The organism is Streptomyces yangpuensis (genome assembly GCF_024666385.1).
Taxonomy (GTDB): Bacteria; Actinomycetota; Actinomycetes; order Streptomycetales; family Streptomycetaceae; genus Streptomyces; species Streptomyces yangpuensis.
The window spans coordinates 4,312,758-4,337,589 of the sequence record NZ_CP102514.1 but is presented as its reverse complement, the minus strand read 5'-3'; the positions used below and the strand labels follow the sequence as shown (position 1 = coordinate 4,337,589).

The 24,832-nt window shown below is 72.0% G+C and carries 20 protein-coding genes; 12 read left to right on the top strand and 8 right to left on the bottom strand.

What is annotated here, in order from left to right:
• Positions 1 to 285 precede the first annotated feature (285 nt).
• The 7 genes from NRK68_RS19870 to NRK68_RS19840 all read left to right on the top strand — a co-directional run bounded on the left by NRK68_RS19870 (position 286) and on the right by NRK68_RS19840 (position 10,259).
• Positions 286 to 1,596: a sensor histidine kinase gene (locus NRK68_RS19870; protein WP_257857886.1), complete on the top strand. Its 1,311-nt coding sequence runs from the start codon at positions 286 to 288 to the stop codon at positions 1,594 to 1,596.
• A 1,135-nt stretch (positions 1,597 to 2,731) separates the two neighbouring features.
• Positions 2,732 to 3,391, top strand: coding sequence for a response regulator transcription factor (locus tag NRK68_RS19865; RefSeq protein WP_030026962.1), 660 nt, complete (start codon positions 2,732 to 2,734; stop codon positions 3,389 to 3,391).
• A gap of 151 nt (positions 3,392 to 3,542) precedes the next feature.
• Positions 3,543 to 5,486: a 2-oxoacid:acceptor oxidoreductase subunit alpha gene (locus NRK68_RS19860; RefSeq protein WP_183066976.1), complete on the top strand. Its 1,944-nt coding sequence runs from the start codon at positions 3,543 to 3,545 to the stop codon at positions 5,484 to 5,486.
• Positions 5,479 to 6,558, top strand: a complete 1,080-nt coding sequence (locus tag NRK68_RS19855; RefSeq protein ID WP_183066977.1) for a 2-oxoacid:ferredoxin oxidoreductase subunit beta — start codon at positions 5,479 to 5,481, stop codon at positions 6,556 to 6,558. The genes NRK68_RS19860 and NRK68_RS19855 overlap by 8 nt, the downstream gene beginning before the upstream one ends.
• Positions 6,559 to 6,739: 181 nt before the next feature.
• Entirely contained in the window at positions 6,740 to 7,594 is an 855-nt protein-coding gene (locus tag NRK68_RS19850) for an SDR family oxidoreductase (RefSeq protein WP_257856347.1), read from the top strand.
• Between the two features lie 173 nt (positions 7,595 to 7,767).
• Complete coding sequence (rarD, locus tag NRK68_RS19845; RefSeq protein ID WP_183066979.1) at positions 7,768 to 8,715, top strand: EamA family transporter RarD; 948 nt, start codon at positions 7,768 to 7,770, stop codon at positions 8,713 to 8,715.
• A 227-nt stretch (positions 8,716 to 8,942) separates the two neighbouring features.
• A complete protein-coding gene (locus NRK68_RS19840; RefSeq protein WP_183066980.1) occupies positions 8,943 to 10,259 on the top strand; it encodes a M28 family metallopeptidase in 1,317 nt (438 codons plus the stop codon).
• Between the two features lie 130 nt (positions 10,260 to 10,389).
• Here NRK68_RS19840 and NRK68_RS19835 read toward each other — a convergent pair whose 3' ends face one another.
• The 4 genes from NRK68_RS19835 to NRK68_RS19820 all read right to left on the bottom strand — a co-directional run bounded on the left by NRK68_RS19835 (position 10,390) and on the right by NRK68_RS19820 (position 13,575).
• Positions 10,390 to 10,806, bottom strand: a complete 417-nt coding sequence (locus NRK68_RS19835) for a translin family protein (protein WP_235439222.1) — start codon at positions 10,804 to 10,806, stop codon at positions 10,390 to 10,392.
• A complete protein-coding gene (locus NRK68_RS19830; protein ID WP_225884906.1) occupies positions 10,803 to 11,006 on the bottom strand; it encodes a ribbon-helix-helix domain-containing protein in 204 nt (67 codons plus the stop codon). The genes NRK68_RS19835 and NRK68_RS19830 overlap by 4 nt, the downstream gene beginning before the upstream one ends.
• Before the next feature lie 105 nt (positions 11,007 to 11,111).
• The gene (locus NRK68_RS19825; RefSeq protein WP_183066981.1) at positions 11,112 to 12,326 is read right to left on the bottom strand and encodes a LolA family protein; all 1,215 of its coding nucleotides are present in this window, start codon (positions 12,324 to 12,326) and stop codon (positions 11,112 to 11,114) included.
• 238 nt (positions 12,327 to 12,564) lie between these two features.
• Positions 12,565 to 13,575 carry a polyprenyl synthetase family protein gene (locus NRK68_RS19820; RefSeq protein WP_183066982.1) on the bottom strand — a complete coding sequence of 337 codons (1,011 nt, stop codon included), beginning with the start codon at positions 13,573 to 13,575 and terminating at the stop codon, positions 12,565 to 12,567.
• A 250-nt stretch (positions 13,576 to 13,825) separates the two neighbouring features.
• On the opposite strand from NRK68_RS19820, the gene NRK68_RS19815 reads away from it, so the two are divergent.
• Together NRK68_RS19815 and NRK68_RS19810 are read left to right on the top strand one after the other, a co-directional pair.
• Positions 13,826 to 13,996: a hypothetical protein gene (locus tag NRK68_RS19815; RefSeq protein ID WP_257856346.1), complete on the top strand. Its 171-nt coding sequence runs from the start codon at positions 13,826 to 13,828 to the stop codon at positions 13,994 to 13,996.
• Positions 13,993 to 15,999: a CocE/NonD family hydrolase gene (locus tag NRK68_RS19810; RefSeq protein WP_183066984.1), complete on the top strand. Its 2,007-nt coding sequence runs from the start codon at positions 13,993 to 13,995 to the stop codon at positions 15,997 to 15,999. Before NRK68_RS19815 ends, NRK68_RS19810 begins: the two co-directional genes overlap by 4 nt.
• 240 nt (positions 16,000 to 16,239) lie before the next feature.
• Here the strand turns inward: NRK68_RS19810 and NRK68_RS19805 are convergent, their stop codons facing one another.
• Together NRK68_RS19805 and NRK68_RS19800 are read right to left on the bottom strand one after the other, a co-directional pair.
• The gene (locus NRK68_RS19805) at positions 16,240 to 17,058 is read right to left on the bottom strand and encodes an HAD family hydrolase (RefSeq protein WP_183066985.1); all 819 of its coding nucleotides are present in this window, start codon (positions 17,056 to 17,058) and stop codon (positions 16,240 to 16,242) included.
• The gene (locus NRK68_RS19800) at positions 17,055 to 18,380 is read right to left on the bottom strand and encodes an RNA-guided endonuclease InsQ/TnpB family protein (RefSeq protein WP_257856345.1); all 1,326 of its coding nucleotides are present in this window, start codon (positions 18,378 to 18,380) and stop codon (positions 17,055 to 17,057) included. Before NRK68_RS19800 ends, NRK68_RS19805 begins: the two co-directional genes overlap by 4 nt.
• 207 nt (positions 18,381 to 18,587) lie before the next feature.
• Between NRK68_RS19800 and fahA the strand changes: the two genes are divergently transcribed.
• Together fahA and NRK68_RS19790 are read left to right on the top strand one after the other, a co-directional pair.
• Positions 18,588 to 19,811 carry a fumarylacetoacetase gene (gene fahA, locus NRK68_RS19795; RefSeq protein ID WP_183066986.1) on the top strand — a complete coding sequence of 408 codons (1,224 nt, stop codon included), beginning with the start codon at positions 18,588 to 18,590 and terminating at the stop codon, positions 19,809 to 19,811.
• Between the two features lie 150 nt (positions 19,812 to 19,961).
• Positions 19,962 to 20,576, top strand: coding sequence for a hypothetical protein (locus NRK68_RS19790; protein ID WP_257856344.1), 615 nt, complete (start codon positions 19,962 to 19,964; stop codon positions 20,574 to 20,576).
• A gap of 16 nt (positions 20,577 to 20,592) precedes the next feature.
• Here the strand turns inward: NRK68_RS19790 and NRK68_RS19785 are convergent, their stop codons facing one another.
• Positions 20,593 to 21,255, bottom strand: a complete 663-nt coding sequence (locus NRK68_RS19785) for a response regulator (protein ID WP_257856343.1) — start codon at positions 21,253 to 21,255, stop codon at positions 20,593 to 20,595.
• Positions 21,230 to 22,402 carry a sensor histidine kinase gene (locus NRK68_RS19780; protein ID WP_183066989.1) on the bottom strand — a complete coding sequence of 391 codons (1,173 nt, stop codon included), beginning with the start codon at positions 22,400 to 22,402 and terminating at the stop codon, positions 21,230 to 21,232. Before NRK68_RS19780 ends, NRK68_RS19785 begins: the two co-directional genes overlap by 26 nt.
• A gap of 176 nt (positions 22,403 to 22,578) precedes the next feature.
• Here NRK68_RS19780 and NRK68_RS19775 point away from each other — a divergent pair, with 176 nt between their 5' ends.
• Positions 22,579 to 24,831 carry an MMPL family transporter gene (locus tag NRK68_RS19775; RefSeq protein WP_183066990.1) on the top strand — a complete coding sequence of 751 codons (2,253 nt, stop codon included), beginning with the start codon at positions 22,579 to 22,581 and terminating at the stop codon, positions 24,829 to 24,831.
• Position 24,832: the final 1 nt, after the last annotated feature.

Genomic DNA, 24,832 nt, shown 5'->3' with positions numbered 1-24,832 from the left:
CGGGGCGGCCCCGACGGGCCGGGGCTGCGGAGGCCGGTGGGGCGGGCCCGTTCGTCTGCCCGGCGCGGGGCCGCCCGGGGTTCCGCGCCTCAAACGGACGCGGCTCTGGAGGATCCGGTCCTGCTGAGCCGGGTACCCCGACGGCCCGGCCTGCGGACGTCGGCGCGGCCGGATTCGGGGGTGGGGATAACCCCCGGGGGGAGAGGCCCACCTGCTGGATGGTCCGGGGGTGGTGGTGCGGCGGAGGGTTGGGGTGTGGTCGAGGAGCGGAAGGGCGGGTCGGAGATGGACGACGGCAAGGGCGGGCGGCGGGGCGGTGTCGGCGCGGTGCTGTGGGCCCCGGTGGCGGGGCGGACCTGGCGGGAGTTCGCGTACCTGCTCATCGGGCTGCCGCTGAGCACGGTGTACTTCTCGCTCGTCATCACCGGTTTGAGCCTCGGCGCGGGGCTGCTGGTGACCTTCCTCGGCGTACCGGTCCTGGCGGGCACCCTGGCCATGTGCCGCGGGTTCGGGCGGCTGGAGCGGGCCCGGGTACGCGCGCTGCTCGGGGCGGACATCGCCGAGCCCGCGCCGGTCCGGGCGAAGCGGAGCGGGCCCCTCGCCGCACTGGGCGCGGTGCTCCGCAGCGGGAGCGCCTGGCGGCACGTGCTGTACTCCGTGATCCACTTCCCGTGGGCGGTGTTCGGTTTCTGCCTGGCACTGACGTTCTGGGCGGCGGGTTGGGCATACCTGCTGTACCCGGTGTGGTTCTGGGTCTTCCCGGCCTACACCGACCAGCCTGGTCTGCAGCTCTTCCAGAACGACGACTACAGCCTCTACCTCGACTCCCCCGCGGAGATCGCCCTCACCTGCCTCGTCGGGCTGGCCTTCACGCTCGCCACCCCGTGGGTGATCCGGGCCCTGACCACCGTCGACCGGGTCATGGTCGGCGGCCTGCTCGGAGCGTCCCGGCTGGACCACCGGGTCACCGAGCTGGAGTCCGACCGCGGGGTCGTCGTGGACACCGCCGCCGCCGACCTGCGGCGCATCGAACGGGATCTGCACGACGGCGCGCAGGCCCGGCTCGTGGCGCTCGCGATGGACCTGGGGATGGCGAAGGAGAAGCTCGGCGAGGACCCGCGGGCCGCGGCCCGCATGGTGGACGAGGCGCACGGCGAGGTGAAGATCGCGCTGCAGGAGTTGCGGGACCTGGCCAGGGGGATCCACCCGGCGGTGCTGACGGACCGCGGGCTGGATGCGGCGCTGTCCTCGGTGGCGTCGCGGTGCGCCGTGCCGGTCCGGGTGGCCGTGGACCTCCCGGCCCGGCCGGCCGCGGCCATCGAGGGGATCGCGTACTTCACGGTCTCGGAACTGCTGCAGAACATCAGCAAGCACTCGGCGGCCCGGTCGGCGTCGGTGGACGTGTGGAAGTCCGGGGGGCGGCTGCTGATCCAGGTCGCCGACGACGGGCGGGGCGGTGCGGATGCGGGCCGGGGCGGCGGGGGCGGGCTGGCGGGGCTCACCGAGCGGCTGGACGCGGTGGACGGGGTGCTGGTCGTCGACTCCCCCGAGGGGGGCGGGACGACGGTGACCGCCGAGCTGCCGTGGCGGGCGTAGGCCCACCGGTCCGGCGTGACGCCGGTGCCCAGCGGTGGGGCTCCCGTCCAGGTGGGCGGGGGCCCCTCCCGCACACCCGGCTCGGCGGCGCCGCGTGGCGGGACTCGCCCCGGCCGCCGGCCCGGCTGAAGGCGGCGCCCCGGGCCCTGCGCCTCGACGCCCCGTCCTCCCTCCCGGCCCGCGGAAGGTCCCCCGGCCGGGCAGAGCGCCCCGCACGGTCCGGGCCCCGATGTGCCACCCGGACCACCCGGCCCGACTGAAAGCAACGACCCCGGCTCCCGGCCCGCGGAAGGCGCCCCGGACCGGGCAGAGCGCCCCGGCGGGCCCCACAGGGTCCGGGCCCTGACGTGCCACCCGGACCACCCGGCCCGACTGAACGCAACGGCCCCGGCTCCCGGCCCGCGGAAGGCGCCCCGGACCGGGCAGAGCGTCCCGGCGGGCCGCCGCAGGACCCAGGCCGCGATGCACCGCCCAGAACCCCCGGTCCGGCTGAAGGCGGCCCCCCGTGCCCTGCGCCTCGACGCCTCGACCTCCCTCCCAGCCCACGGAAGGTGTCCCGGGCCGGGCCGAGCGCCGCGGCGGGCCGCGCAGGAGACGGGCTCCGCCTCCGGGCCGGCTGAAAGCAGCGGCCGCTGCTCCCCGGCGCCGCCCCGGGTCCGGCGCCCCCGACCGACGCCGGGAGGCCCCGGGCCGGGCGTCTCGGCGGGCTCCCGCAGGAGTGGGCCCCCGGGCCTCGACGGCCGGGCCGTCTGTCCGGGTGCGGGCTTCCGGGGAGCGGCACTGCGGCTCCGGCCGGGCGGTGAAAGGAGCGGGCACAGCGGCTCCTGCGCACGGAGCGGGCACAGCGGCTCCGGCCGGACTGCGCACGTCGCGGGCACAGCGGCTTCGGCCGGGCCGCGCACGGAGCGGGTGCGGCGGCAGCCACCCGGCTGGTAGGCGGCCGTGGCGGCTACGGGTGTCCGGACCGCACGGGGCCCCGGAGCGGGATGGAGGGCTCCGGATGCGAAGACTGGCCGCGTACGCCCACGGGTTGTTCCGGCTCTGCCTTCAGCGGGACCCGGGGCTGGGATGCTTGGCTGAGTCGGGCGGTACGGGAACGAGTGGACGCGGGAGCTGCTGAGTCGTGGAAGACAGGGTGCGGGTGGTCATCGCCGAGGATTCAGTGCTGCTGCGCGAGGGCCTGACCCGGTTGCTGACCGACCGGGGGCATGACGTCGTGGCGGGCGTCGGGGACGCGGAAGCCCTGATCAAGACGGTGGCGGAGCTGGCTGCCGAGGACGCGCTGCCGGACGTGGTGGTGGCGGACGTGCGGATGCCGCCGACGCACACCGACGAGGGCGTGCGGGCCGCCGTGCGGCTGCGGCGCGATCACCCCGGGATAGGCGTGCTCGTGCTGTCGCAGTACGTGGAGGAGCAGTACGCCACCGAGCTCCTGGCCGGTTCCAGTACCGGCGTGGGGTATCTGCTCAAGGACCGGGTGGCCGAGGTCCGGGAGTTCCTGGACGCGGTGGTCCGGGTGGCCCGGGGCGGCACCGCCCTGGACCCCGAGGTCGTCGCCCAGCTGCTCGGGCGCAGCCGGAAGCAGGACGTGCTGGCCGGCCTGACGCCGCGCGAGCGCGAGGTGCTCGGGCTGATGGCCGAAGGTCGCACCAATTCCGCCGTGGCGAAGCAGCTGGTCGTGAGCGACGGAGCGGTGGAGAAGCACGTCAGCAACATCTTCATGAAATTGGGCCTGTCGCCGAGTGACGGGGATCACCGGCGCGTACTGGCCGTTCTCACCTACCTGAAATCTTGATCGACTGACACTCTGTCAGATACGGCATACCGGTCGGGCCGTCTCGAAGGGCGGTCCTACGGTCCAGAATGTGGTCGCTCCTGGGGGCCTGATCCCTACCGTCGTAGGGTGGGTTATGGGGGTGCTCACGCCTCGAAGGAGGTCCAGTTCAGTGACCAGCCAGGTCAGCAGCCCAGCCGAACAGGCCGACGGGGCCGGGGGTGCGGTTGTCGGTGGACAGCGCGCTCCGGGGACTCCGGACGGCAAGGAAGTACGACGTCTCGATCGGGTGATCATCCGGTTCGCGGGTGACTCCGGTGACGGTATGCAGCTCACCGGTGACCGGTTCACCTCGGAGACCGCGTCGTTCGGGAACGACCTGTCGACGCTGCCGAACTTCCCGGCCGAGATCCGCGCCCCCGCCGGCACCCTGCCGGGCGTGTCCTCCTTCCAGCTCCACTTCGCCGACCACGACATCCTCACGCCGGGCGACGCCCCGAACGTGCTGGTGGCCATGAATCCCGCGGCGCTGAAGGCGAACATCGCCGACGTGCCGCGCGGCGCGGAGATCATCGTCAACACGGACGAGTTCACCAAGCGCCCCATGGCCAAGGTCGGGTACGAGACCTCGCCGCTGGAGGACGGCTCGCTGGCCGCCTACAACCTGCACCCGGTGCCGCTGACCACTCTGACGGTGGAAGCGCTGAAGGACTTCGGCCTCTCCCGCAAGGAGGCCGAGCGCAGCAAGAACATGTTCGCGCTGGGCCTGCTGTCGTGGATGTACCACCGGCCCACCGAGGCCACGGAGAGTTTCCTGCGGCAGAAGTTCGCGAAGAAGCCGGAGATCGCCGAGGCGAACATCGTGGCCTTCCGGGCCGGTTGGAACTTCGGGGAGACGACGGAGGACTTCGCGGTCTCCTACGAGGTGGCGCCCGCGACCCAGGCCTTCCCCACCGGCACCTACCGCAACATCTCCGGGAACCTCGCCCTCTCCTACGGTCTGATCGCCGCCAGCCAGCAGGCCGATCTGCCCCTCTACCTGGGCTCCTACCCCATCACCCCGGCCTCGGACATCCTCCACGAGCTGTCGAAGCACAAGAACTTCGGCGTGCGGACCTTCCAGGCCGAGGACGAGATCGCCGGTATCGGGGCGGCACTCGGCGCGGCCTTCGGCGGGGCGCTCGGGGTCACCACCACCTCCGGCCCGGGGGTGGCGCTGAAGTCCGAGACCATCGGGCTGGCGGTGTCGCTGGAACTCCCGCTGCTGATCGTGGACATCCAGCGCGGCGGCCCCTCCACCGGCCTGCCGACCAAGACGGAGCAGGCGGACCTGCTGCAGGCCATGTACGGCCGCAACGGCGAGGCGCCCGTCCCGATCGTGGCGCCGCGGACCCCGGCGGACTGCTTCGACGCCGCCCTCGACGCCGCCCGCATCGCCCTGACCTACCGGACGCCGGTTTTCCTGCTCTCCGACGGCTATCTCGCCAACGGCTCGGAGCCGTGGCGGATCCCTGACGTCGCGGACCTGCCCGACCTGAAGGTCAAGTTCGCCACGGACGCGAACCACACGCTCGCCGACGGCACCGAGGTCTTCTGGCCGTACAAGCGGGATCCGGAGACCCTGGCCCGGCCCTGGGCGGTCCCCGGCACCCCCGGCCTGGAGCACCGCATCGGCGGCATCGAGAAGCAGGACGGCACGGGCAACATCTCCTACGACCCGGCCAACCACGACCTCATGGTCCGCACCCGGCAGGCCAAGATCGACGGCATCGAGGTGCCCGACGTCGCCGCCGACGACCCGGACGGCGCCTCCACCCTGGTCCTCGGCTGGGGCTCCACCTACGGCCCGATCACCGCGGCGGTCCGCCGCCTCCGGGCCGCCGGAAGCCCCGTCGCGCAGGCGCATCTGCGCCATCTCAACCCGTTCCCGAGGAATCTCGGGGAGGTCCTGCGGCGTTACGAGAAGGTAGTGGTGCCGGAGATGAACCTCGGGCAGCTCGCCACCCTGATCCGGGCGAAATACCTGGTGGACGCCCGGTCGTACAACCAGGTCAACGGAATGCCGTTCAAGGCCGAGCAGCTCGCCAAGGTTCTCAAGGAGGCCATCGATGACTGAGGTGACGGAGGCGACCGACGGGGCGCGGACCCTGCTCTCGCTGGTACCCAAGGCCGAGAGCAAGCAGTCGATGAAGGACTTCAAGTCGGACCAGGAGGTCCGCTGGTGCCCGGGCTGCGGCGACTACGCCGTGCTCGCCGCCGTGCAGGGCTTCATGCCGGAGCTCGGACTGGCGAAGGAGAACATCGTCTTCGTCTCCGGCATCGGATGCTCCTCCCGTTTCCCGTACTACATGAACACCTACGGGATGCACTCGATCCACGGGCGGGCCCCCGCCATCGCGACGGGCCTGGCCACCTCCCGCCGTGACCTGTCGGTGTGGGTCGTCACGGGTGACGGGGACGCCCTGTCCATCGGCGGCAACCACCTCATCCACGCCCTGCGCCGCAACGTCAACCTGAAGATCCTGCTCTTCAACAACCGGATCTACGGGCTGACCAAGGGCCAGTACTCCCCCACCTCCGAGCTCGGCAAGATCACCAAGTCGACGCCGATGGGGTCGCTCGACGCGCCCTTCAACCCGGTGTCGCTGGCGATCGGCGCGGAGGCCTCCTTCGTCGCCCGCACCGTCGACTCCGACCGCAAGCACCTCACCGAGGTGCTCCGCCGGGCGGCCGACCACCCGGGCACGGCGCTCGTCGAGATCTACCAGAACTGCAACATCTTCAACGACGGCGCCTTCGAGGTCCTCAAGGACAAGGACCAGGCCCGCGAGGCGGTGATCAGGCTGGAGCACGGCCGGCCGATCCGGTTCGGCGCGGACGACGAGAAGGGCGTCGTGCGCAACGAGGTCACCGGGGACCTGGAGGTCGTCGACGTGACCCCCGCCAACGAGGGCCGGGTTCTCGTTCACGACGCCCGGGCCGCCAGCCCCACCACGGCGTTCGCGCTCTCGCGCCTCGCCGACCCGGACACCCTCCACCGGACCCCGATCGGCGTCTTCCGCAGCGTCGAACGGCCGGTCTACGACACGCTCATGGCCGACCAGCTCGACGCGGCCATCGACCGCAGCGGCAAGGGCGACCTCGGCGCGCTGCTGAACGGCAACGACACCTGGACCGTCGTCGGCTGAGCCGCACCTGCGCCACGGCCGCCGGAAGCCCGGGCCCCGCACGTGGGGCCCGGGCTTCGGCATGCAGCCACTCAGCACCCCACGGCCGCCGCCGCCCGGCACACCCACTCCACCACAGCGCTTTCGAAAAGTTAGCGCTTACCGTAGGCTGGCGCTATCGACCAATGAGGGAGAAGCAGCCATGAGCATCGTCGTCACCGCGGCCACCGGAGCACTCGGCCGTCTCGTCGTGGAGGAACTGCTGGAGCGGGTCCCCGCCGGCCGCGTCGCCGTCGTCGTCCGCGACGCGCGGAAGGCCGCCGACCTCGCCGCCCGCGGGATCGAGGTGCGCGTCGCCGACTACGACGACCCGGCGGCCCTGAAGGACGCCTTCCGGCCCGGCGACCGGGTGCTGCTGATCTCCGGCAACGAGATCGGGCGGCGCGTCGCACAGCACACCGCCGTGATCGACGCGGCGAAGGCGGCGGGCGTGGCGCAGCTCGCCTACACCGGCGTCCTCGGCGGCCCGGAGGCGGACTTTCAGCTGGCCGCCGAGCACACCGCCACCGAGCGGGCCGTCCTCGCCTCCGGGCTCCCGTACACCTTCCTGCGCAACGGCTGGTACCACGAGAACTACACCCGCGAGCTGCCGGCCGTCCTCGGGCACGGGGCGGTCGTGGGCAGCGCGGGCGAGGGCCGGATCGCCTCCGCGGCGCGCGCCGACTACGCGGCCGCGGCGGCGGAGGTGCTGACCGGCGAGGGCCACCTGAACCGGGTCTACGAGCTCTCCGGCGACACCGCGTGGAGCCTCGCGGAGTACGCGGCCGAGGTGTCCGCGCAGAGCGGCAAGGAGATCGCGTACACCGAGGTGCCGGCCGGGGAACACCTGCGGATCCTGACGGGCGCCGGGGTGCCCGAGGACTTCGCGGCGATCATCGTCGACGTGGACGCGGCGATCGCGCGCGGCCGGCTGGCGGGCACCGGCGGGGACCTGGCCCGGCTGATCGGGCGGCCGACGACCCCGGTCGCGGTGGCGATCGGCGCCGCGCTGGCCTGACGGCGCCGCCTCCGGCCCCGGGCGGCCGGACGGCCGGAGGGCCGGAGGGCCGGACGGCCTGACGGCCACACGGACCCCGAAGATGTCATGAGTATCTCGTAATGACGGGCATGACATCCGGACCGCGCGGCGATACCGTCGTGAAGTTGGCTGGAAGTCGCACAGGAGGCCCCGTGAAGGCACAGAACGAGCAGCGCGCGGGTTTGCTCTACGGATTCGGCGCCTACGGGATCTGGGGGCTGGTCCCCCTCTTCTGGCCACTCCTGATGCCGGCCGGAGCCGTCGAGATCCTGGCCCACCGCATGACGTGGTCCCTGGCCGTGGTCGGGCTGGCCCTGCTCGCCGTCCGCCGCTGGGGCTGGATACGGGAGCTGCTGCGCCGCCCGCGCAAGCTGGGCCTGACCGCACTGGCCGCGTCGGTGATCAGCGTGAACTGGGGCCTGTACATCTGGTCGGTCAACAACGGCCACGTCGTCGAGTCGAGCCTCGGATACTTCATCAACCCGCTGGTCAGCATCGCGATGGGCGTGCTCGTGCTGGGCGAGCGGCTGCGGCGCGCGCAGTGGGTGGCCGTCGGCCTCAGCTTCCTCGCCGTCCTCGTGCTCGCCGTCGGCTACGGACGGCCGCCGTGGATCTCGCTGGTCCTGGCCTGCTCCTTCGCCACGTACGGGCTGATCAAGAAGAAGCTCAACATGGGCGGGCTGGAGTCGCTGGCCGCCGAGACGGCCATGCTGTTCCTGCCGGCCCTCGGCTACCTGCTGTGGCTGGGCGCGCAGGGCCGGTCCTCCTTCGCCTCGCAGGGCGTCGGTCACGCCCTGCTGCTGGCCGCGACCGGCCTGGTCACGGCCATACCGCTGGTGTTCTTCGGGGCGGCCGCCATCCGGGTCCCGCTGTCCACCCTCGGGCTGCTCCAGTACATGGCCCCGGTGTTCCAGTTCGGACTCGGCGTCCTGTACTTCCACGAGGCCATGCCGCCCGAGCGCTGGGCCGGCTTCTCCCTGGTCTGGGCCGCCCTGGCGATCCTGACCTGGGACGCCCTGCGGACGGCTCGGCGCTCCCGCGCGCGGCTGGAGGCGGCCCCGGTGGCCGCCTCCCCGGCACCGGCCCGCGAACCCGCGTAACGACCGCCCCGCGGGGCGCGCACCAGCAAACGCCCCGAACCCCACGATCCCCGGTACGGACCCTCCGTACCGGGGATCGTCCGTTTTCCGAACGCCCTTGACCGGATTATGGTCTTGACGGACAGTCATATCCTCACTGACCATCAGGCTCGCACTGACGCACTAACGCTCACCAGCTCTCTCTCGCTCGTTCCGTCATATCCCCAGCGGAATCCCGGAGCCCCCACATGAGCCTGTCCGTCTCCCGGCGCCTCGCTGCCGTGACCGCGTTCGCGGTCGCCGGCCTGTTCGCCTCCGCCGCCCCCGCCGCACTCGCCGCCCCCACGGCGGTCGCCGCGGCACCGACCCCGCCCGACATCCCGCTGGCCAACGTCAAGGCCCACCTGTCGCAGTTCTCGACGATCGCCGCCAACAACGGCGGCAACCGCGCCCACGGCCGGGCCGGCTACAAGGCGTCGATCGACTACGTGAAGGCCAAGCTCGACGCGGCGGGCTTCACCACGACGCTGCAGACCTTCACCACCAGCGGCGCCACCGGCTACAACCTGATCGCCGACTGGCCGGGCGGCGACCCGAACTCGGTCCTGATGGCCGGCGCACACCTGGACTCCGTCAGCTCGGGTGCGGGCATCAACGACAACGGCTCCGGCAGCGCGGCCGTCCTGGAGACCGCCCTCGCCGTCTCCCGGGCCGGGCTGCAGCCCACCAAGCACCTGCGCTTCGGCTGGTGGGGCGCGGAGGAGCTGGGCCTGATCGGATCGAAGTACTACGTCAACAACCTGCCCACGGCCGAGCGGGCCAAGTTCGCCGGATACCTGAACTTCGACATGATCGGCTCGCCGAACCCGGGCTACTTCGTCTACGACGACGACCCGACGATCGAGCAGACCTTCAAGAACTACTTCTCGGGCATCGGCGTCCCGACCGAGATCGAGACCGAGGGCGACGGCCGCTCCGACCACGCCTCCTTCAAGAACGTGGGCATACCGGTCGGCGGCCTGTTCACCGGCGCCAGCAACACCAAGACCTCGGCGCAGGCGCAGAAGTGGGGCGGTACCGCCGGCCAGTCCTTCGACCGCTGCTACCACTCCTCCTGCGACAACACCGCGAACATCAGCGACACCGCCCTGGACCGCAACACGGACGCCGCCGCCTACGCGATCTGGACCCTGGGCGCGTCCACCCCGGTCCCGCCCGGTCCGTCCTTCGAGAACACGGCGGACGTGAACATCCCGGACTCCCCCGCCGCCGCGGTCAGCTCGCCGATCACGGTCTCGGGCGTCGCGGGCAACGCGCCGGCCACCACCAAGGTGGACGTGAACATCGTCCACACCTACCGCGGTGACCTGGTGGTCGACCTGGTCGCCCCGGACGGCACGGTCTACAACCTGCACAACCGCTCCGGCGGCAGTGCCGACAACATCGTGGGGTCGTACACCGTGAACGCCTCCAGCGAGGTCGCGAACGGTGTCTGGAACCTCCGGGTCAGGGACACGGCCGCGCAGGACGTCGGCTACATCAACAGCTGGAAGATCACCTTCTAGGCGACGGCGGTCCCGCTCCCAGCCCAGGGCCCCGGCACGCTTCCTCCGGGATGGTGCCGGGGCTCAGCCGTGCGCCGGCCCTCCGGCCCGCGCAGGCTCAGCCGTCCTCGGCCCTCCGGCTCGCGCAGGCTCAGCCGTCCTCGGCGCGGCCCTGGGACGAGGTCTCCAGCGGCTCCCTCATCCGGGCCCGCAGTTCCTCGGCCACGGCCGCGACGTCCGCGAGGCCCAGCTTCGCCGCCTCGACCAGATCGCCGAGCTCCTCCGGCGAGGGCAGCTTCGCGGCCCCGGCCACGCGCAGGTACGAGCGGGTCGCGGCGGCCGCGTAGAACTCGTTCATCGGTGATTCCAGGGCCGGGCAGACCGCGAGGGTGTGCAGAAACGCGGCGGCCCGCCACGCGGTGTCCGGGGCGGGCTGTTCTGGCACCAGAACCAGGTCGTTCTGGTGACGGGCGACCGCGGCGGCCACCCCGGAGGGATCCCACACCGCGGGATCCGAAGGGAGATGGTGGGCCAGAGCGGTCCAGGCCCACTCCATGGTGATCTTCAATTGCCGAACCGCTCCTGGAAGTAGCCCCAGTGATCGGCGAACTCCTCGATGCCGGAGAGGAAGTTCTTCCGGTCCTCGTCGAGTTCGCGCTCCGTGACCTCTGTGATCAGCGCGGTGACCGTGGTCCCCAGTGCCGCCGCGCGCGCCTTGAGGCGCTCGTGGAACTCTTCGTCCAGGCGGATGGTGACGTGTCTCGACATGCCCAACACCGTACAGCGGACGCGCTGTACAGGCAGCGGTAACGCCGCAAGGGTGGGCAGGGACACACTCCCCGCCCACCCGTGCGGCACCCGCGAGCGCCGTGACTACTTGTTGGCGTCGGCCGCCTTCACCAGCGCGTCCTTGGTGACGGCACCGGCGTAGACCTTGCCGTCATCGGTGACCAGGACGTTGAACAGGCGGGTCGACATGACCCGGCCCTCGCCGAAACCGCCCTTGACCTTGTCCCCGAGGGAGTCGAGGAACTGCTTGGCCTCCTTCGGCGCGTTCTTGTCGTTCTCCAGTTCCTTGAGGCCCTTGCCCGCGCCCGAGTCGATCCGCGCGATCGTGGTCCAGCCCTCGCCGAGCACCTTCACATCGCCCTTGCCGCCCGGACCGCCGGCCAGTGCGTCCAGGCCCGGGAAGGACTCCAGCGCCTTGAACGCGCCGTCCTTGTCGCCCTTCCCGTGCCCGTCCGCGCCCTCGGTCACCTTGGCGCCCTTGGGCGGGGTGAAGGCGAAGGTGTCGGCGGCCGGCTTGGCGAAGTCCACCTTGGTGAAGCCGGCGTCCACGATCGGCTTGCCGCCCTGGGCCGAGAGCAGCTGCACGCGCAGCGGCACGCCGTTCTTGGCGTCCACCGCGATCTGCACCGATCCGACGGTGGAACCGGCCTGCTTGGGCTTGAGCACCAGCTGGTAGGCGTCGCGCCCGGCCACCTGCGCGGTCTCGCCGACGCTGACGTCCGTGGTGGGACCGGCGGCCGCGAGGACCTCCTCGGCCAGCTTCTGGGGGGAGGCGTTCAGCCGGTCGCCGGTCTTGTGCTCCTTGCCCGCGCCCTTGCCGGCCGCCTTCTCCGACGGGGTCGCCTTCTCGTGGAAGACCTCGTTCGACTTGGAGTCGTAGCCCCACACCTCGTCGCCGTTGTGGATCAGGCTGTACTCGTCCTTGCCGTCCAGGAAGGTGACCTTCTGGCGGTCCTCGCCGTCGGCCGCGACCCGGAGGGTGTGCGTGCCGTTCGCGAGCTGTGCGACCTTGTCCTCCGGGTCGGCGGAGCCGCCCGTGACCCCACCGCCGCCGAGCAGACCGGACGCGATCTTCGGCAGGCCCAGGTCGGTGCTGATCTTCGCCGTGCCCGACAGCTGCTCCACGTCCGAGGCGGCGATCTTCTCGATCAGCTGCTGCGCCGTCACCTTGGGCAGGTCCGGCCCGCCGGCGTTGGCGAAGGCCGGGACCATCGCCACGGTCGCCGCGGCAACACCCGCCACCGCCACCGGTACGGCGTACCGTGCGACCTTGCGAGAAGTCTTCGTGTTCGCTGCCATGTCAGTGCCCTGCCCTCTGTGTCGACTGCGGCGATCCGCGTGTCGCCGCGCTCACCCGATCCGGTGGGGTTGATGACTCCATCTGACCAAATCGGCGGCGCACGGGCGTCAGTCCCCGGAAGCAACTGGACGTACGACCGTGGGATGACACGGAAGCGGGCCCCCCACCCCGACCCGTAGGGGTCGGCGGGTGGGGGGCCCGTCCGGTGCCGTCGGGCGCGGCGGCCCGAGGGGAACGTCAGCCGGCGCGGTGCACCACCGCGTCGCACAGCTCCTCCAGAGCCGCCTTCGCGAAGCACTCCGGGAGCGGCGCGAGCATGGCCCGCGCGTCCTCCGCGTACCGGATGGTGTCGCGGCGGGCCTGCTCCAGGGCGGGGTGCGCCCGCAGCCGGGTGAGCACCTCGGCGTGGCGGACGTCGTCCGTCAGGTCGCCGTCCAGCAGCGCGACCAGCTCCAGGTCCTCCGGACGCCCGTCCCGCGCGGCCATCTCGCGCAGCCGCAGCACGGGCAGCGTCGGGATGCCCTCGCGCAGGTCGGTGCCCGGGGTCTTGCCGGACTCGTGCGCGTCGGAGGCGATGTCGAGGACGTCGTCGGCGAGCTGGAAGGCGGTGCCGAGCCGCTCCCCGTACTGGGTCAGGATGTCGACGACGGACTCGTCGGCGCCCGACATCAGCGCGCCGAAGCGGCCGGAGACCGCGATCAGCGAGCCGGTCTTGCCGGCGATCACGTCGAGGTAGTGGGCGACGGGGTCGCGGCCGTCGCGCGGACCGGCCGTCTCCAGGATCTGGCCCGTCACGAGCCGCTCGAAGGCCTCCGCCTGGATGCGTACGGCCTCGGGTCCGAGGTCGGCCAGGATGTGCGAGGCACGGGCGAAGAGGAAGTCACCCGTGAGGACGGCCACCGAGTTGCCCCAGCGGGCGTTGGCGCTCTCCACGCCCCGGCGCACGTCCGCCTCGTCCATGACGTCGTCGTGGTAGAGGGTCGCCAGGTGGGTGAGCTCGACCACCACGGCGGACGGGACGATCCCGGGCGCGTAGGGGTCGCCGAACCGGGACGCGAGCATGACCAGCAGCGGCCGGAACCGCTTGCCGCCGGCCCGGACCAGATGCTGTGCGGCCTCGGTGATGAAGGGGACTTCGCTCTTGGTGGCTTCCAGCAGACCCGCCTCGACGGCGGCCAGTCCGGCCTGGACATCGGTCTCAAGAGCCTGGTCCCGCACGCTCAGTCCGAACGGCCCGACGACGGTCACGAGGGGTACTCCTGTCTGCTGACGATCACGCTGACGATCACATGGATTGTCGATGTGTCGCTGCCATCACTCAAGCCAGCGTATCGGGTCTGTTTTCGATCACCGAGAGGGCCTTCCCGGCCACCCTCCCCACACTGCCCGATAAGCCCCGGTATGTTCGGGAGGAGCAGAAACAACCGGAGAGTATGTTTTGCCCAGAACTGCGACCGAGAGGAACGAGCCCCCGGATCCGGCGGACGGCGGCCCGGGCATGTCCGCGGGCACCGCGGACTCCGTCGCGGCCGCGGCGCCCGCCACTCTTCCGGCGGTCGTCGGCCGGTTGACGACGGACCGTTTCGCCGGCCTGCTCCCCCTCGCCCCGGTCGTCTGCTTCGCGCTGGTGTTCCGCAGCCCCCGAGGCGATTGGTGGCAGAACCGATGATCATCCGCACCGAGTTCCCGTACGGATCCACCCATGAGGATGTCCGGATCCCGCTCCCCGACGGAGTGGAGCTGTACGCGCGGATCTGGCGGCCCGTGACCGACGAGCCCGTCCCGGCCCTGCTGGAGTACCTCCCGTACCGGCTCACCGACTGGACCGCGCCGCGTGACTGGCAGCGCCACCCCTGGTACGCCGGGCACGGCTACGCCTCCGTACGGGTGGACGTGCGCGGGCACGGGTGCAGCGGCGGCCGGCCCGGCGACGAGTACGACGCCCGCGAGCTCGCCGACGGCGTCGCGGTGGTGGAGTGGCTGGCGGCGCAGGAGTGGTGCACGGGATCGGTGGGGATGTTCGGGATCTCCTGGGGCGGATGCAACTCCCTCCAGATCGCCGCCCTCGCCCCCGAACCGCTGAAGGCCGTCGTCACCGTCTGCTCCACGGACGACCGCTACGACAACGACGTCCACTACATGGGCGGCTCGGTGCTCGCCGTGGACATGCACGCCTGGGCGGCGACCATGCTGGCCTTCGCCTCCCGGCCGCCGGACCCGCGGTACGCCGGCGACGGCTGGCGCGCCCAGTGGCTGGACCGGCTGGAGGCGGTGGAACCGCCGATCCACACCTGGCTCTCGCACCAGACCCGCGACGCCTACTGGCGCCACGGCAGCGTCTGCGAGGACTACGGGGCGATCGGCGCGGCCGTGCTCGCCGTCGGCGGCTGGCACGACCCGTACCGGGACACCGTGCTGCGGCTGGTCGAGCACCTGCCGAAGGCCCGCGTACGCGGCCTGATCGGCCCCTGGTCGCACCAGTACCCGGACCGCGGGCTGCCGCCGGGACCCGCGATCGGCTTCCTCCAGGAGACCCTGCGCTGGTGGGACCACTGGCTGAAGGGCGCCGACAACGGGGTGATGGACGAGCCGCTGCTCCGCGCCTGGATCAGCGAGGCGCATCCGCCGGCGACCGTGTACGAGGAGCTGCCGGGCCGCTGGGTCGGCGAGAGGGCCTGGCCGTCGCCGTCCGTGATCCCCGTCCCGTACGTGTTCCGGGGCGCTCCGGTGGCCGTCGCCTCCCCGCAGCACACCGGGCTGGACGCGGGCCGTTTCTTCCCCTTCGGCAACGAGGCCGACCTGCCGCCCGACCAGCGGGAGGAGGACGCGAAGTCGGCCTGCTTCGAGTTTCCGGTGGCCGGCGGGGAACCGGTGGAGATCCTGGGCCGGCCGTCGGTGACCCTGCGGCTGCGGCTGGACGTGCCGTACGGGCAGGTCGTGGCCCGGCTGTGCGACGTCGCCCCGGACGGGTCCTCGACGCTGGTCACGCGGGGCGCGCTGAACCTCTCCGCCCGCCAGGGGCGCGACCGGGCCGTCCCGTGGCCGGTGGGTTCCTACGAGGACGTCACCTTCGAGCTGAACGGCATCGGCCACGCCTTCCCGCCGGGGCACCGGATCCGCCTCGCGGTGTCCTCCGCGTACTGGCCGTGGATCTGGCCGCGGGCCGGATCGGAGGCCGGCTGGACGCTGGACCCGGCGGGCAGCTCGGTGACCCTGCCGGTGCGGGCGGCCTCCCCGGCCGGGGACGACGGGATCTTCTTCGAGGAGCCGGAGCAGTCGGAGCCGCTCGGCGTCTCCCACCCGGCCACCCTGGACGAGCCGCGCCCGGAGCGGCTCGTCGTCCGGGACGTCGCGCGGGGGACCTGGCGGCTGGAGGTGGACCCTCGCTACGGCGGCACCCGCGTGTACCCGGACGGCCTGGAGTACGGCGAGGACGCGACGGAGGTGTACGAGATCCAGGACGGGGACCCCTTGTCGGCCCGGACCCGCTCGCAGTGGCGGATCCGGCTCCACCGGCCGGAACTGGGGTGGGACGTGGGGGTGGAGACGCGCTCGGAGATCACCTGCGACGAGGGCGGCTTCATGACGTCGAACGAGGTGGTGTGCCGGGAGGGCGACGAGGTGGTCTTCCACCGCACGTGGGAGCGCCGCCTCCCGCGCGGGGCGGGCTGATCGCACCGCACCGCCCCGGACCGGCGGACAGGCCCGGGGAGCCGGACGGCTCCGGGGAAGCACCCCGCGCCCCGGACCGGCGCACACGCCCGGGGAGCCGGACGGCTCCGGGGAAGCACCCCGCGCCCCGGACCGGCGGACAGGCCCCGGGAACCGGACGGCTCCGAGGAAACGCCCTCCGGGGCGGCGGACGGGCCGGGGAACCGGACGGCTTCGGGGAGGCGCCCCAGCGGTCTGCGGTCAGCCGAACAGCCGCTCCAGGACCACCGCGACGCCGTCCGCCGCGTTGGACAGCGTCACCTCGTCGGCCACCGCGACCAGCTCAGGGTGGGAGTTGGCCATGGCCACCCCGTGGGCGGCCCACGCGAACATCGGGATGTCGTTCGGCATGTCGCCGAAGGCGATCGTCGCGGCCGGGGACGCGCCCAGTACGGCCGCGGCCCGGGCGAGGCCGTAGGCCTTGTCGACCCCCAGCGGCTGCAGCTCCACGGTGTACTCGCCCGCCATCGTGACGTTCACCAGGTCGCCGACCACCGACCGCGCCACCCGCGTCAGCTCGTCGTCGTCCAGCTCCGGGTGCTGCAGCAGCACCTTGCTGATCGGCGCCGACCACAGGCCCGACCGCCGGGCCACCCGCACCGTCGGCAGGTGCGGGTGCCACATCCGGTAGCCCGGCCCCATCAGCATCTCCGCGTCCGGGCCCTCCTGGTTGACCGCCGCGTAGACCTCGCCGACCTCCGCCTCGATCTTGCCGAGGGCGACCTCCGCCAGCTCCCGGTCCATGGAGACGGAGTGCAGCAGCCGGCCGTGCGCCGCGTCGTACACCTGCGCGCCCTGCGCGCACACCGCGAGCCCCGTGTAACCCAGTCCGGCCAGGACGTGCCGGACCTGTGGGACGGGGCGGCCGGTGACGATGATGTGCCGGGCGCCGGCCGCGCGGGCCGCCGCGAGCGCCGCAGTGGAACGGGCTGAGACGCTGTCCCCGGAACTCAGCAGAGTCCCGTCCAGGTCTGTGGCGATCAAGGCATAGGGGAGGGCCGGAAGCGGCGCGGAAGTCACGGCGCCAAGGATACGGACCCCAGTGGACAAGTCCTACAAATAGAGCGCGAATCCGGCCTCCCACACGCCCCTTCAGCCACTTGACGCGCTGCCGAGTCGACGACCCGACATTCCGAGCACGGCAGGCCGCCGCCTCGGTGGCTTCCTGCTTCAACGCGCGGTGCCGGGACTTCCGTCCCGGCCTTACCCGCGCTCCGCAAGGCGTTTGACCTGTCCGCCCGTCCGGCGGCCAGGATGTTGATCGCCGCGTTCTCGTCGCGGTCGTGAACGGCTCCGCACTCCCCGCACGTCCATCGCCGGATATGGAGCGGCTTCGGTCCGTCTCTGTGTCCGCATATGGAGCAAACCTGGGACGTCGGTTCGAACCGGTTGATCATCCCGAAGTGCCGACCGTACCGCGCGGCCTTGTACTGCAGCATGTCCACGAACTGGGCCCATCCGGCGTCGTGGACGGACTTGGCCAGGCGACCGCGCGCAAGGCCGGACACCGCCAGGTCTTCCACGAACACCGCTTGGTTTTCGCGGATGATCTGCGTGGACACCTTGTGATGCCAGTCCCTGCGCTGGTCGGCCACGCGCGCATGCTGCCTGGCCAGCTTGATCCGGGCCTTGGCCCGGTTCTTCGAACCCTTCACCTTCCGGGACAGATCCCTTTGCAGCCGCCTGAGCTTCTTCTCCGCCCGACGGAACCATCTGGGCGACGCGATCTTGGTGCCGTCCGACAGAACGGCGAACACCGTGAGTCCGAGATCGATCCCCACCTCCGCGCCGGACTCGGGCAGGGGTGTGGGCGTCACGGCCACGACAAAGCTCGCAAAGTACCGGCCGGAGGCATCCCTGACCACGGTCAACGACGTCGGGTCCGCAGGGAGCCGACGCGACCACTTCACATGGAGATCGCCTACCTTCGCCACGTACAGACGGCCGTTCTCCCGGATCACGAATGCATTCGTGTTCAGGCGAATCGACTGCTTGGGATCCTTCCTCGACTTGAATCGCGGCGGCCCGACCCGGGGGCCCGCACGCTTGCCCGACACCGAGTCGAAGAAGGCCTTGAACGCACCGTCGAGGTCACGGAGGGATTGCTGTAACGCCACAGCAGACACTTCCGACAGCCATTCGCGCTCCGGGGTGCGCTTCGCCTGCGTGATGCACACCTTCGACAACTCGGCCGAGGACACGTACGGCAATCCCGCCTCACGAGCGTCCCGGCGAGCTCGCAGACCGTCGTTCCAGACGACCCGCACACAACCGAATGCTCGCGCCAGAGCCCTGCGCTGAGCGGCATCCGGATACATCCGGTAGTTGTATCGAAGCTGCACGGCCCCGACCGTACGGCCTGAAAGCAACAACACATGCCCAAAGATCAGATAGACCCATAATTGGCCATATCTGCCTGTTCTGGTCCTCCCATGTGTGTTTCATATCCGACTGAGGGCCCGAGCTTTCACGCAGGATCCTGGGTAGCGTGTCCCGCACTGTGTTTCCCGGGACACCCCCGGACCGCGTCGAAAGCGAGGCAGTACCCCATGCCCCAGCAGAGCCCCCTCGATGTCCCCGAGGGCGACCCGTTCGGGCCGCACAACCTCCCCTACGGCGTCTTCTCGACCGCCGGCGAGGAACGCCGCCGGATCGGCGTGCGCATCGGCGGGCACGTGCTGGACGCCGGGGCGGCCGCGCTCGCCCTCGGCTCCCCGTACGCCGGGCTGCTCGGCCGGTCCTCCCTCAACCCGCTGCTTGCCGCCGGGCGCACCACCTGGCGCGACGTGCGCCGTGCGCTGACCGCCTGGGTGACCGACCCGGGCCACCGCCCCACGGTCGAGCCGCACCTGCTGCCGCTGGACGAGGTCACACTGCACCTGCCGTACGAGGTCGCCGACTACGTCGACTTCTACGCGAGCGAGCACCACGCCACCAACGTGGGCCGGATGTTCCGCCCGGACGGTGACGCGCTGACGCCCAACTGGAAGCATCTGCCGATCGGTTACCACGGCCGTTCCGGCACGATCGTGGTCTCCGGGACCGATGTCGTACGCCCCTCCGGGCAGCGCAAGGCGCCCACCGACCCGGCGCCCGTCTTCGGCCCGTCCGTCAAACTCGACATCGAGGCCGAGGTCGGCTTCGTCGTCGGCGCCCCGTCCGAGCTGGGCCGCCCGGTGCCGCTGGGCGCGTTCGAGGACCACGTCTTCGGGCTGTTCCTGCTCAACGACTGGTCGGCGCGGGACATCCAGGCGTGGGAGTACGTCCCGCTCGGCCCCTTCCTCGGCAAGTCCTTCGCGACCTCCGTCTCGGCCTGGGTCACCCCCCTGGAGGCTCTGGACGCCGCCCGCGTCACCCCGCCCGCCCGGGACTTCCCGCTCCTGCCCTACCTGGACGACGCGGCCGTCGACCGCCCCGGCGGCTTCGACCTGCACATCACCGTCTCCATCAACGGCCAGGAGGTGGCGCAGCCGCCGTTCTCGACGATGTACTGGACGGCCGCCCAGCAGCTCGCGCACATGACCGTCAACGGAGCCTCCCTGCGCACCGGCGACGTCTTCGGCTCGGGCACCGTCAGCGGCCCCGAGGTGGGCCAGCGCGGCTCGCTGCTGGAGCTCACCTGGAACGGCCGCGACGCCATCGAGCTCGCCGACGGCAAGCGCACCTTCCTGGAGGACGGGGACACCGTCACCCTCACCGCCTGGGCCCCGGGCCCGGACGGCACGCGCGTCGGCCTCGGCGAGGTCGTCGGCCGCATCACGGGCGCCGCGTAGCGGCCCTCGGAACACCTCGCGCCTCCGGACGGGCCCGACCCCCGTTCGGAGGCGCGCCGCGTGCGGCGCGCGGGGCGGGCCGGGATGGTGGACGGACGACCGGGTTCCGGGAACCCGTACCCCGTACCCCCCTCGCGAGGAGCCGCCGCCATGACCCTACGCAGCCTGAAGTCCGTCGTCACCTGCGCGGCCGCCGTGACCCTCGGCCTGACCGCCGTGGTCCCGGCCCACGGGGTCGAGGGGCCCGCGCCCGACCCGCGCAACACGAAGGCCATGCGGGACATGGCGACGGCGATCGCGGCGACAGCCAAGTACGCGGACGAGCGGGTGGCCATCCGGGACGGGTACGTCCCGAAGGGCGAGGACTGCATGACGAACCCGTTCGGGGTGGGCGCCATGAACTACCACTACGTCAAGCAGGCCAACTGGGGTTCGAAGGACCCGGCGAGGCCGACGGCGCTCCTCTACAGCCGGGAGAAGGACAAGAACGGCCTGCGCAGGCTGGAGACCGTGGAGTGGATGTCCACCGACCGGGACCAGGACCTGAAGACCGCCGACGACCGGCCGAGCATGTTCGGCGTGCCCTTCGACGGCCCCATGCCGGGCCACTGGGCGGGCATGCCCAAGCACTACGACCTGCACATGTGGGCGTACAGGAAGAACCCGGCCGGCCGCTTCCACAACTGGAACCCGGCCCTGACCTGCCCGAGGAAGGCCCCCACCCCGGGCAAGCCGCCCACCGCGCCGCACGCGCACGGCCACTAGGGGAACGGCACCCGGATCAGGTTCCGGGGAGGATACGGCGCGTTTCGTAGGCCCACATCGCGATCTCGACCCGGTTGCGGGCGCAGAGTTTGGCCATGAGGCTGGCCAGATGCGTCTTCACCGTGCTGAGGCTGATGTGCAGTGCGTCGGCGATCTCGGTGTTGGTCAGCCCGCGAGCGACGGCGAGGAGCACCTGCTCCTCGCGGGCGGTGACGGGGGAGACCGGCTGGGCCACCTGCCGGCCGGCCGGCAGGTCCGCGAAGGCCTGGAGCAGACGGACGGTGACGCTCGGCGCGATGAGCGCCTCACCGTCGGACGCCGACCGAACGGCCTGCGCCAGAAGGTCCGGTCCCGTGTCCTTGAGGAGGAATCCGCGGGCGCCGGCGCGCAGCGCGCCGTAGACGTACTCGTCGAGGTCGAACGTGGTGATGACGACCACGGCCAGCGGGTCGGCGACGCCCGGGCCGGCGACCAGCCGGGTGGCCTCGAGCCCGTCGAGTACGGGCATGCGGATGTCGAACAGGCAGACGTCGGGGCGCAGTTCGCCGGCCATGCGTACCGCTTCCCGCCCGTCGGCGGCCTCGCCGACCACCTCGATGCCGGGCTGGGCGTTCAGTATGATCCGCAACCCGGTGCGGATGATCGTCTGGTCGTCAGCGACGAGGACGCGAATGGACACCGCTCTCGCTCCTCGCTCTCGGCAGTTCGGCGTCGACATGCCAGCCCCGGTCGGTACCCGGGCCGGCTCGTAGTGTGCCGCCGAGCAGCGTCGCGCGCTCGCGCAATCCGGTAAGTCCGTATCCGTCGCGACCCCGGCCGGTGCGCCGGCCGTTGTCGCGCACGCTCACCCGTACCGTGTGCCGTTCCGCGGCGACCCGGACGACGAGTTCGGTCGCGTCGACCGCATGGCGCAGCGCGTTGGTCACCGACTCCTGCACGATCCGGTAGACGGCCGCGTCCACGGCCGGGGGCAGCGCCTCCAGTTCGCCGTCGAGCCCCAGGTCGACCCTGAGGCGACCACCCGGGGTGCGCACCAGTCGCTCCAGATCCGCGACTCCGGCAGGGGGCGCCAGCTCGGCGCCGACCCCGCGGTCGCGCAACGTGGCGACCATGGCGCGCATTTCCTCCAGCGTGCGCGCCCCTTCCTCCTCGACGCCCTCCAGCGCCTCGACGGCGGCGGACGGGTCGGTTCCCGCGAGCACCCGGCCCGCCTGGGCGATGATCACCATCGCCGAGACGTGGTGGGCCACCGTGTCGTGCAGTTCGCGGGCGAGCTGCTCGCGCTCGCGGGAGCGCACCTGGTCCAACTGCCGCTCGCGAGCGGTCACCCGGAACCTCACAGCGGCCCCGACCACGCCGGGCAGCAGCAGGAAGGCGAAGCCCACGACGTTCTCGACGACCGGGGTCTCGTCCATGACGGAACACACACCGCCGACCGCGAGGATCACCGCGCCTCCCAGCACGATCTCGCGTCCCGATCCCCACCGCGGCAGCGCGTACACCAGCACGAGCACAACCGCGCCGGTGTACAGGCCGACGGGCTCGCGCGGCGCGGCGACGAGCGAGGCCACCGGAAGCAGGACCACCGAGCCGAACGCCAGCGTCACCGTCGCCAGCGGGCGGGTCCGGCGCCACAGGGTCAGCAGGCACAGCCATACGGCGAACACCACCGCCACCGGCCGCCACACGACGTTCTCGCGCAGGATGGCCTCCAGCGCCACACCGGCGAGGCCTGCGGCGAGCAGCGCCCAGTCCCGCCGCACCCGGGCGGGCGCGTCGGGCGGCCGGGGTTCGGTCCACAGGGTTCTCAGGTCGTCTCGGAGCACGGTTCTCAGCCTAGGGACCGCGGCGCGCGGCGCATCGGCCGAAAGGACGGGTCGTCGCTCCGCCCCGGGGCCGACGGATCCGCGGCCCGCGGGCCGATGCCGTGGAGCGCCGTGGCGACGAGCCTTACGCATCGGCGGCCGTACAAGGACGGCCGACGACGTGGTTGGAGGACCCGATGCTCTCGAAAGCCCTGTTGCGCGTGGGCGCAAGCGCCGCCCGCCATCCCTGGCGGGTGATCGCGGCATGGCTGATCATCGCCACGCTCGCCGTCCTCGCCGCCGTCGCCTTCGGCGGGCGGACCGCGGACTCGATGACCGCTCCGGGACTGGACTCCCAGCGGGCCGCGGAGCTGATCGAGCGGGCCGGCACCGGCCAGGAGGGGATGACCGCCCAAGTGGTCGTCACCCCCGTCGACGACGCGACGTTCTTCGACGACGGCGCGCGCACCGCTCTGACTCGGCTGCAGACCGAGGTGAAGCGGCTGCCGCACGTGCTCGGCACGAGCGACCCGGCGGGGGCGCTCCACGCGGGCGGGGACACCGCGGTGCGCGGCGGCCTCGTCTCGGCCGACGGGCGGATCGCGGTCGTCCGGGTGCAGTACCCCGACCAGAGCCGGCTGTCGGCCGAGGACCTCGACGCCCTCGTCGAACTCGGCGACCGGCTGCGTGCCGAACTGCCCCTGCGCGTCGAGATGGGCGGGAGCCTCTTCTACGCCTTCTCCGACCCCGACGGCGGCGTGAGCGAGCTGATCGGCCTGCTCGCCGCGGCCGCGATCCTGTTCCTGGCGTTCGGTTCGCTCGTCGCCGCCGCGCTGCCGATCGGCATGGCGGTCTTCGGGCTGACCGTCGGGGTCGCCACGATGACGGTACTGGCGGGGGTGACGGACGTCCCCGCCTTCGCGCCGGTCCTGGGCAGCATGGTCGGGCTCGGAGTGGGCATCGACTACGCGCTGTTCGTGCTCGCCAGGCACCGGGAGTACCTCGCGTGCGGGCTCGATCCGCAGGCGGCGGCCGGACGAGCGGTGGCAACGGCGGGGCGGCCGGTGGTCTTCGCCGGCGGCATCGTCGTCGTGTCGATCCTCGGCCTGGCGGTCGCGGACGTGCCGTTCATGACGGTGGGCGGGGTTGCCGTCTCGGTCGTCGTCCTGACGATGGTGCTCGCGTCGGTGACATTGCTGCCGGCCTTCCTCGGCGTGGCGGGCCCGCGCCTGGCCCGGCCCGGCCGGATCAGCCGGATCGGCCGGGCTCTGCAGAGCAGGAAGCCGGGCCGGCTCGCACGGCGGCGGGACCCGGCGGCGGGCGCCGCCCACGCCGCCGGGTGGCGTCGCTGGATCGGGCACGTCGGCCGGCACCCGGTGCCGTACGCGGTCGGCGCGGCGGGGCTGCTGCTGACCGCGACGCTGCCCGTGCTCGGCCTGCGTGTCGGCCTGCCCGACGACGGCTCACTGCCCCACAGCCGTACCGAGCGCCGGGCCTACGACCTCGTCGCCGAGGGGTTCGGCCCGGGCACCAACGGCCCCCTGGTCATCGCCGCGGACCCCACCGGTGATCCGGGAGTGCTGGACCGACTCGTCGGGGCGGTCGCGGCGGATCCGGGTATCGCATCCGTCACGCCGACGCACATCGACCGGGCCACCGGGATCGCGACCCTCGTGGTGTTCCCGACCACCAGCCCTCAGGACAAGGCCACGGCCGACACCATCGCCCGGCTGCGGACCGACGTGCTGCCCACGGCGGTCGGGGACGGCCCGGCCAGGGCCCATGTCGGCGGCGCCGCCGCGAGCCTGTCCGATGTGGGCCGGCGCACCAGCCAACGCCTGCCGGTGTTCGTCGCCGCCGTGCTGGCGATGTCGTTCCTGCTGCTGATGCTGGTCTTCCGCTCGGTACTCGTACCGCTCAAGGCGGTACTGCTGAATCTGCTGAGCATCGGCGCGTCCTACGGCATCATGGTCGCGGTCTTCCAGTGGGGCTGGGGAGGCGCACTCATCGGGCTGGAAGCGACGGTTCCGATCGTGTCGTTCATCCCGATGTTCCTCTTCGCCATCCTGTTCGGGCTGTCGATGGACTACGAGGTGTTCCTCCTCTCCCACGTACGCGAGGAGTACCTGCGCACCGGCGACAACGGCACGGCGATCGTCGAGGGCATCTCGCGCACCGCCCGGATCATCACCTCGGCCGCCCTCATCATGGTGGCGGTCTTCCTGTCCTTCGCCGTCGCCGACGACCCCTCCGCCAAGATGTTCGGGCTCGGCCTGGCCACCGCGATCTTCATCGACGCCACTGTCGTACGCATGGTGCTGGTACCGGCGACCATGACGCTCCTCGGCCGGACCAACTGGTGGCTGCCGAAGTGGCTGGACCGGATGCTTCCCCGCGGCCCGGTCGGCACCGACCACCCGCCCGCGCGGTCAAGTGCCGTGCGCATATGAC

Coding starts and splice junctions, on each gene's coding strand:
- NRK68_RS19850 (WP_257856347.1), top strand. CDS start 6,740: ATGAGCATCGTCGTCACCGCGGCCACCGGAGCACTCGGCCGTCTCGTC.
- NRK68_RS19810 (WP_183066984.1), top strand. CDS start 13,993: ATGATCATCCGCACCGAGTTCCCGTACGGATCCACCCATGAGGATGTC.
- NRK68_RS19815 (WP_257856346.1), top strand. CDS start 13,826: ATGTCCGCGGGCACCGCGGACTCCGTCGCGGCCGCGGCGCCCGCCACT.
- fahA (WP_183066986.1), top strand. CDS start 18,588: ATGCCCCAGCAGAGCCCCCTCGATGTCCCCGAGGGCGACCCGTTCGGG.
- NRK68_RS19840 (WP_183066980.1), top strand. CDS start 8,943: ATGAGCCTGTCCGTCTCCCGGCGCCTCGCTGCCGTGACCGCGTTCGCG.
- NRK68_RS19870 (WP_257857886.1), top strand. CDS start 286: ATGGACGACGGCAAGGGCGGGCGGCGGGGCGGTGTCGGCGCGGTGCTG.
- NRK68_RS19855 (WP_183066977.1), top strand. CDS start 5,479: ATGACTGAGGTGACGGAGGCGACCGACGGGGCGCGGACCCTGCTCTCG.
- NRK68_RS19775 (WP_183066990.1), top strand. CDS start 22,579: ATGCTCTCGAAAGCCCTGTTGCGCGTGGGCGCAAGCGCCGCCCGCCAT.
- NRK68_RS19790 (WP_257856344.1), top strand. CDS start 19,962: ATGACCCTACGCAGCCTGAAGTCCGTCGTCACCTGCGCGGCCGCCGTG.
- NRK68_RS19825 (WP_183066981.1), bottom strand. CDS start 12,326: ATGGCAGCGAACACGAAGACTTCTCGCAAGGTCGCACGGTACGCCGTA.
- NRK68_RS19830 (WP_225884906.1), bottom strand. CDS start 11,006: ATGTCGAGACACGTCACCATCCGCCTGGACGAAGAGTTCCACGAGCGC.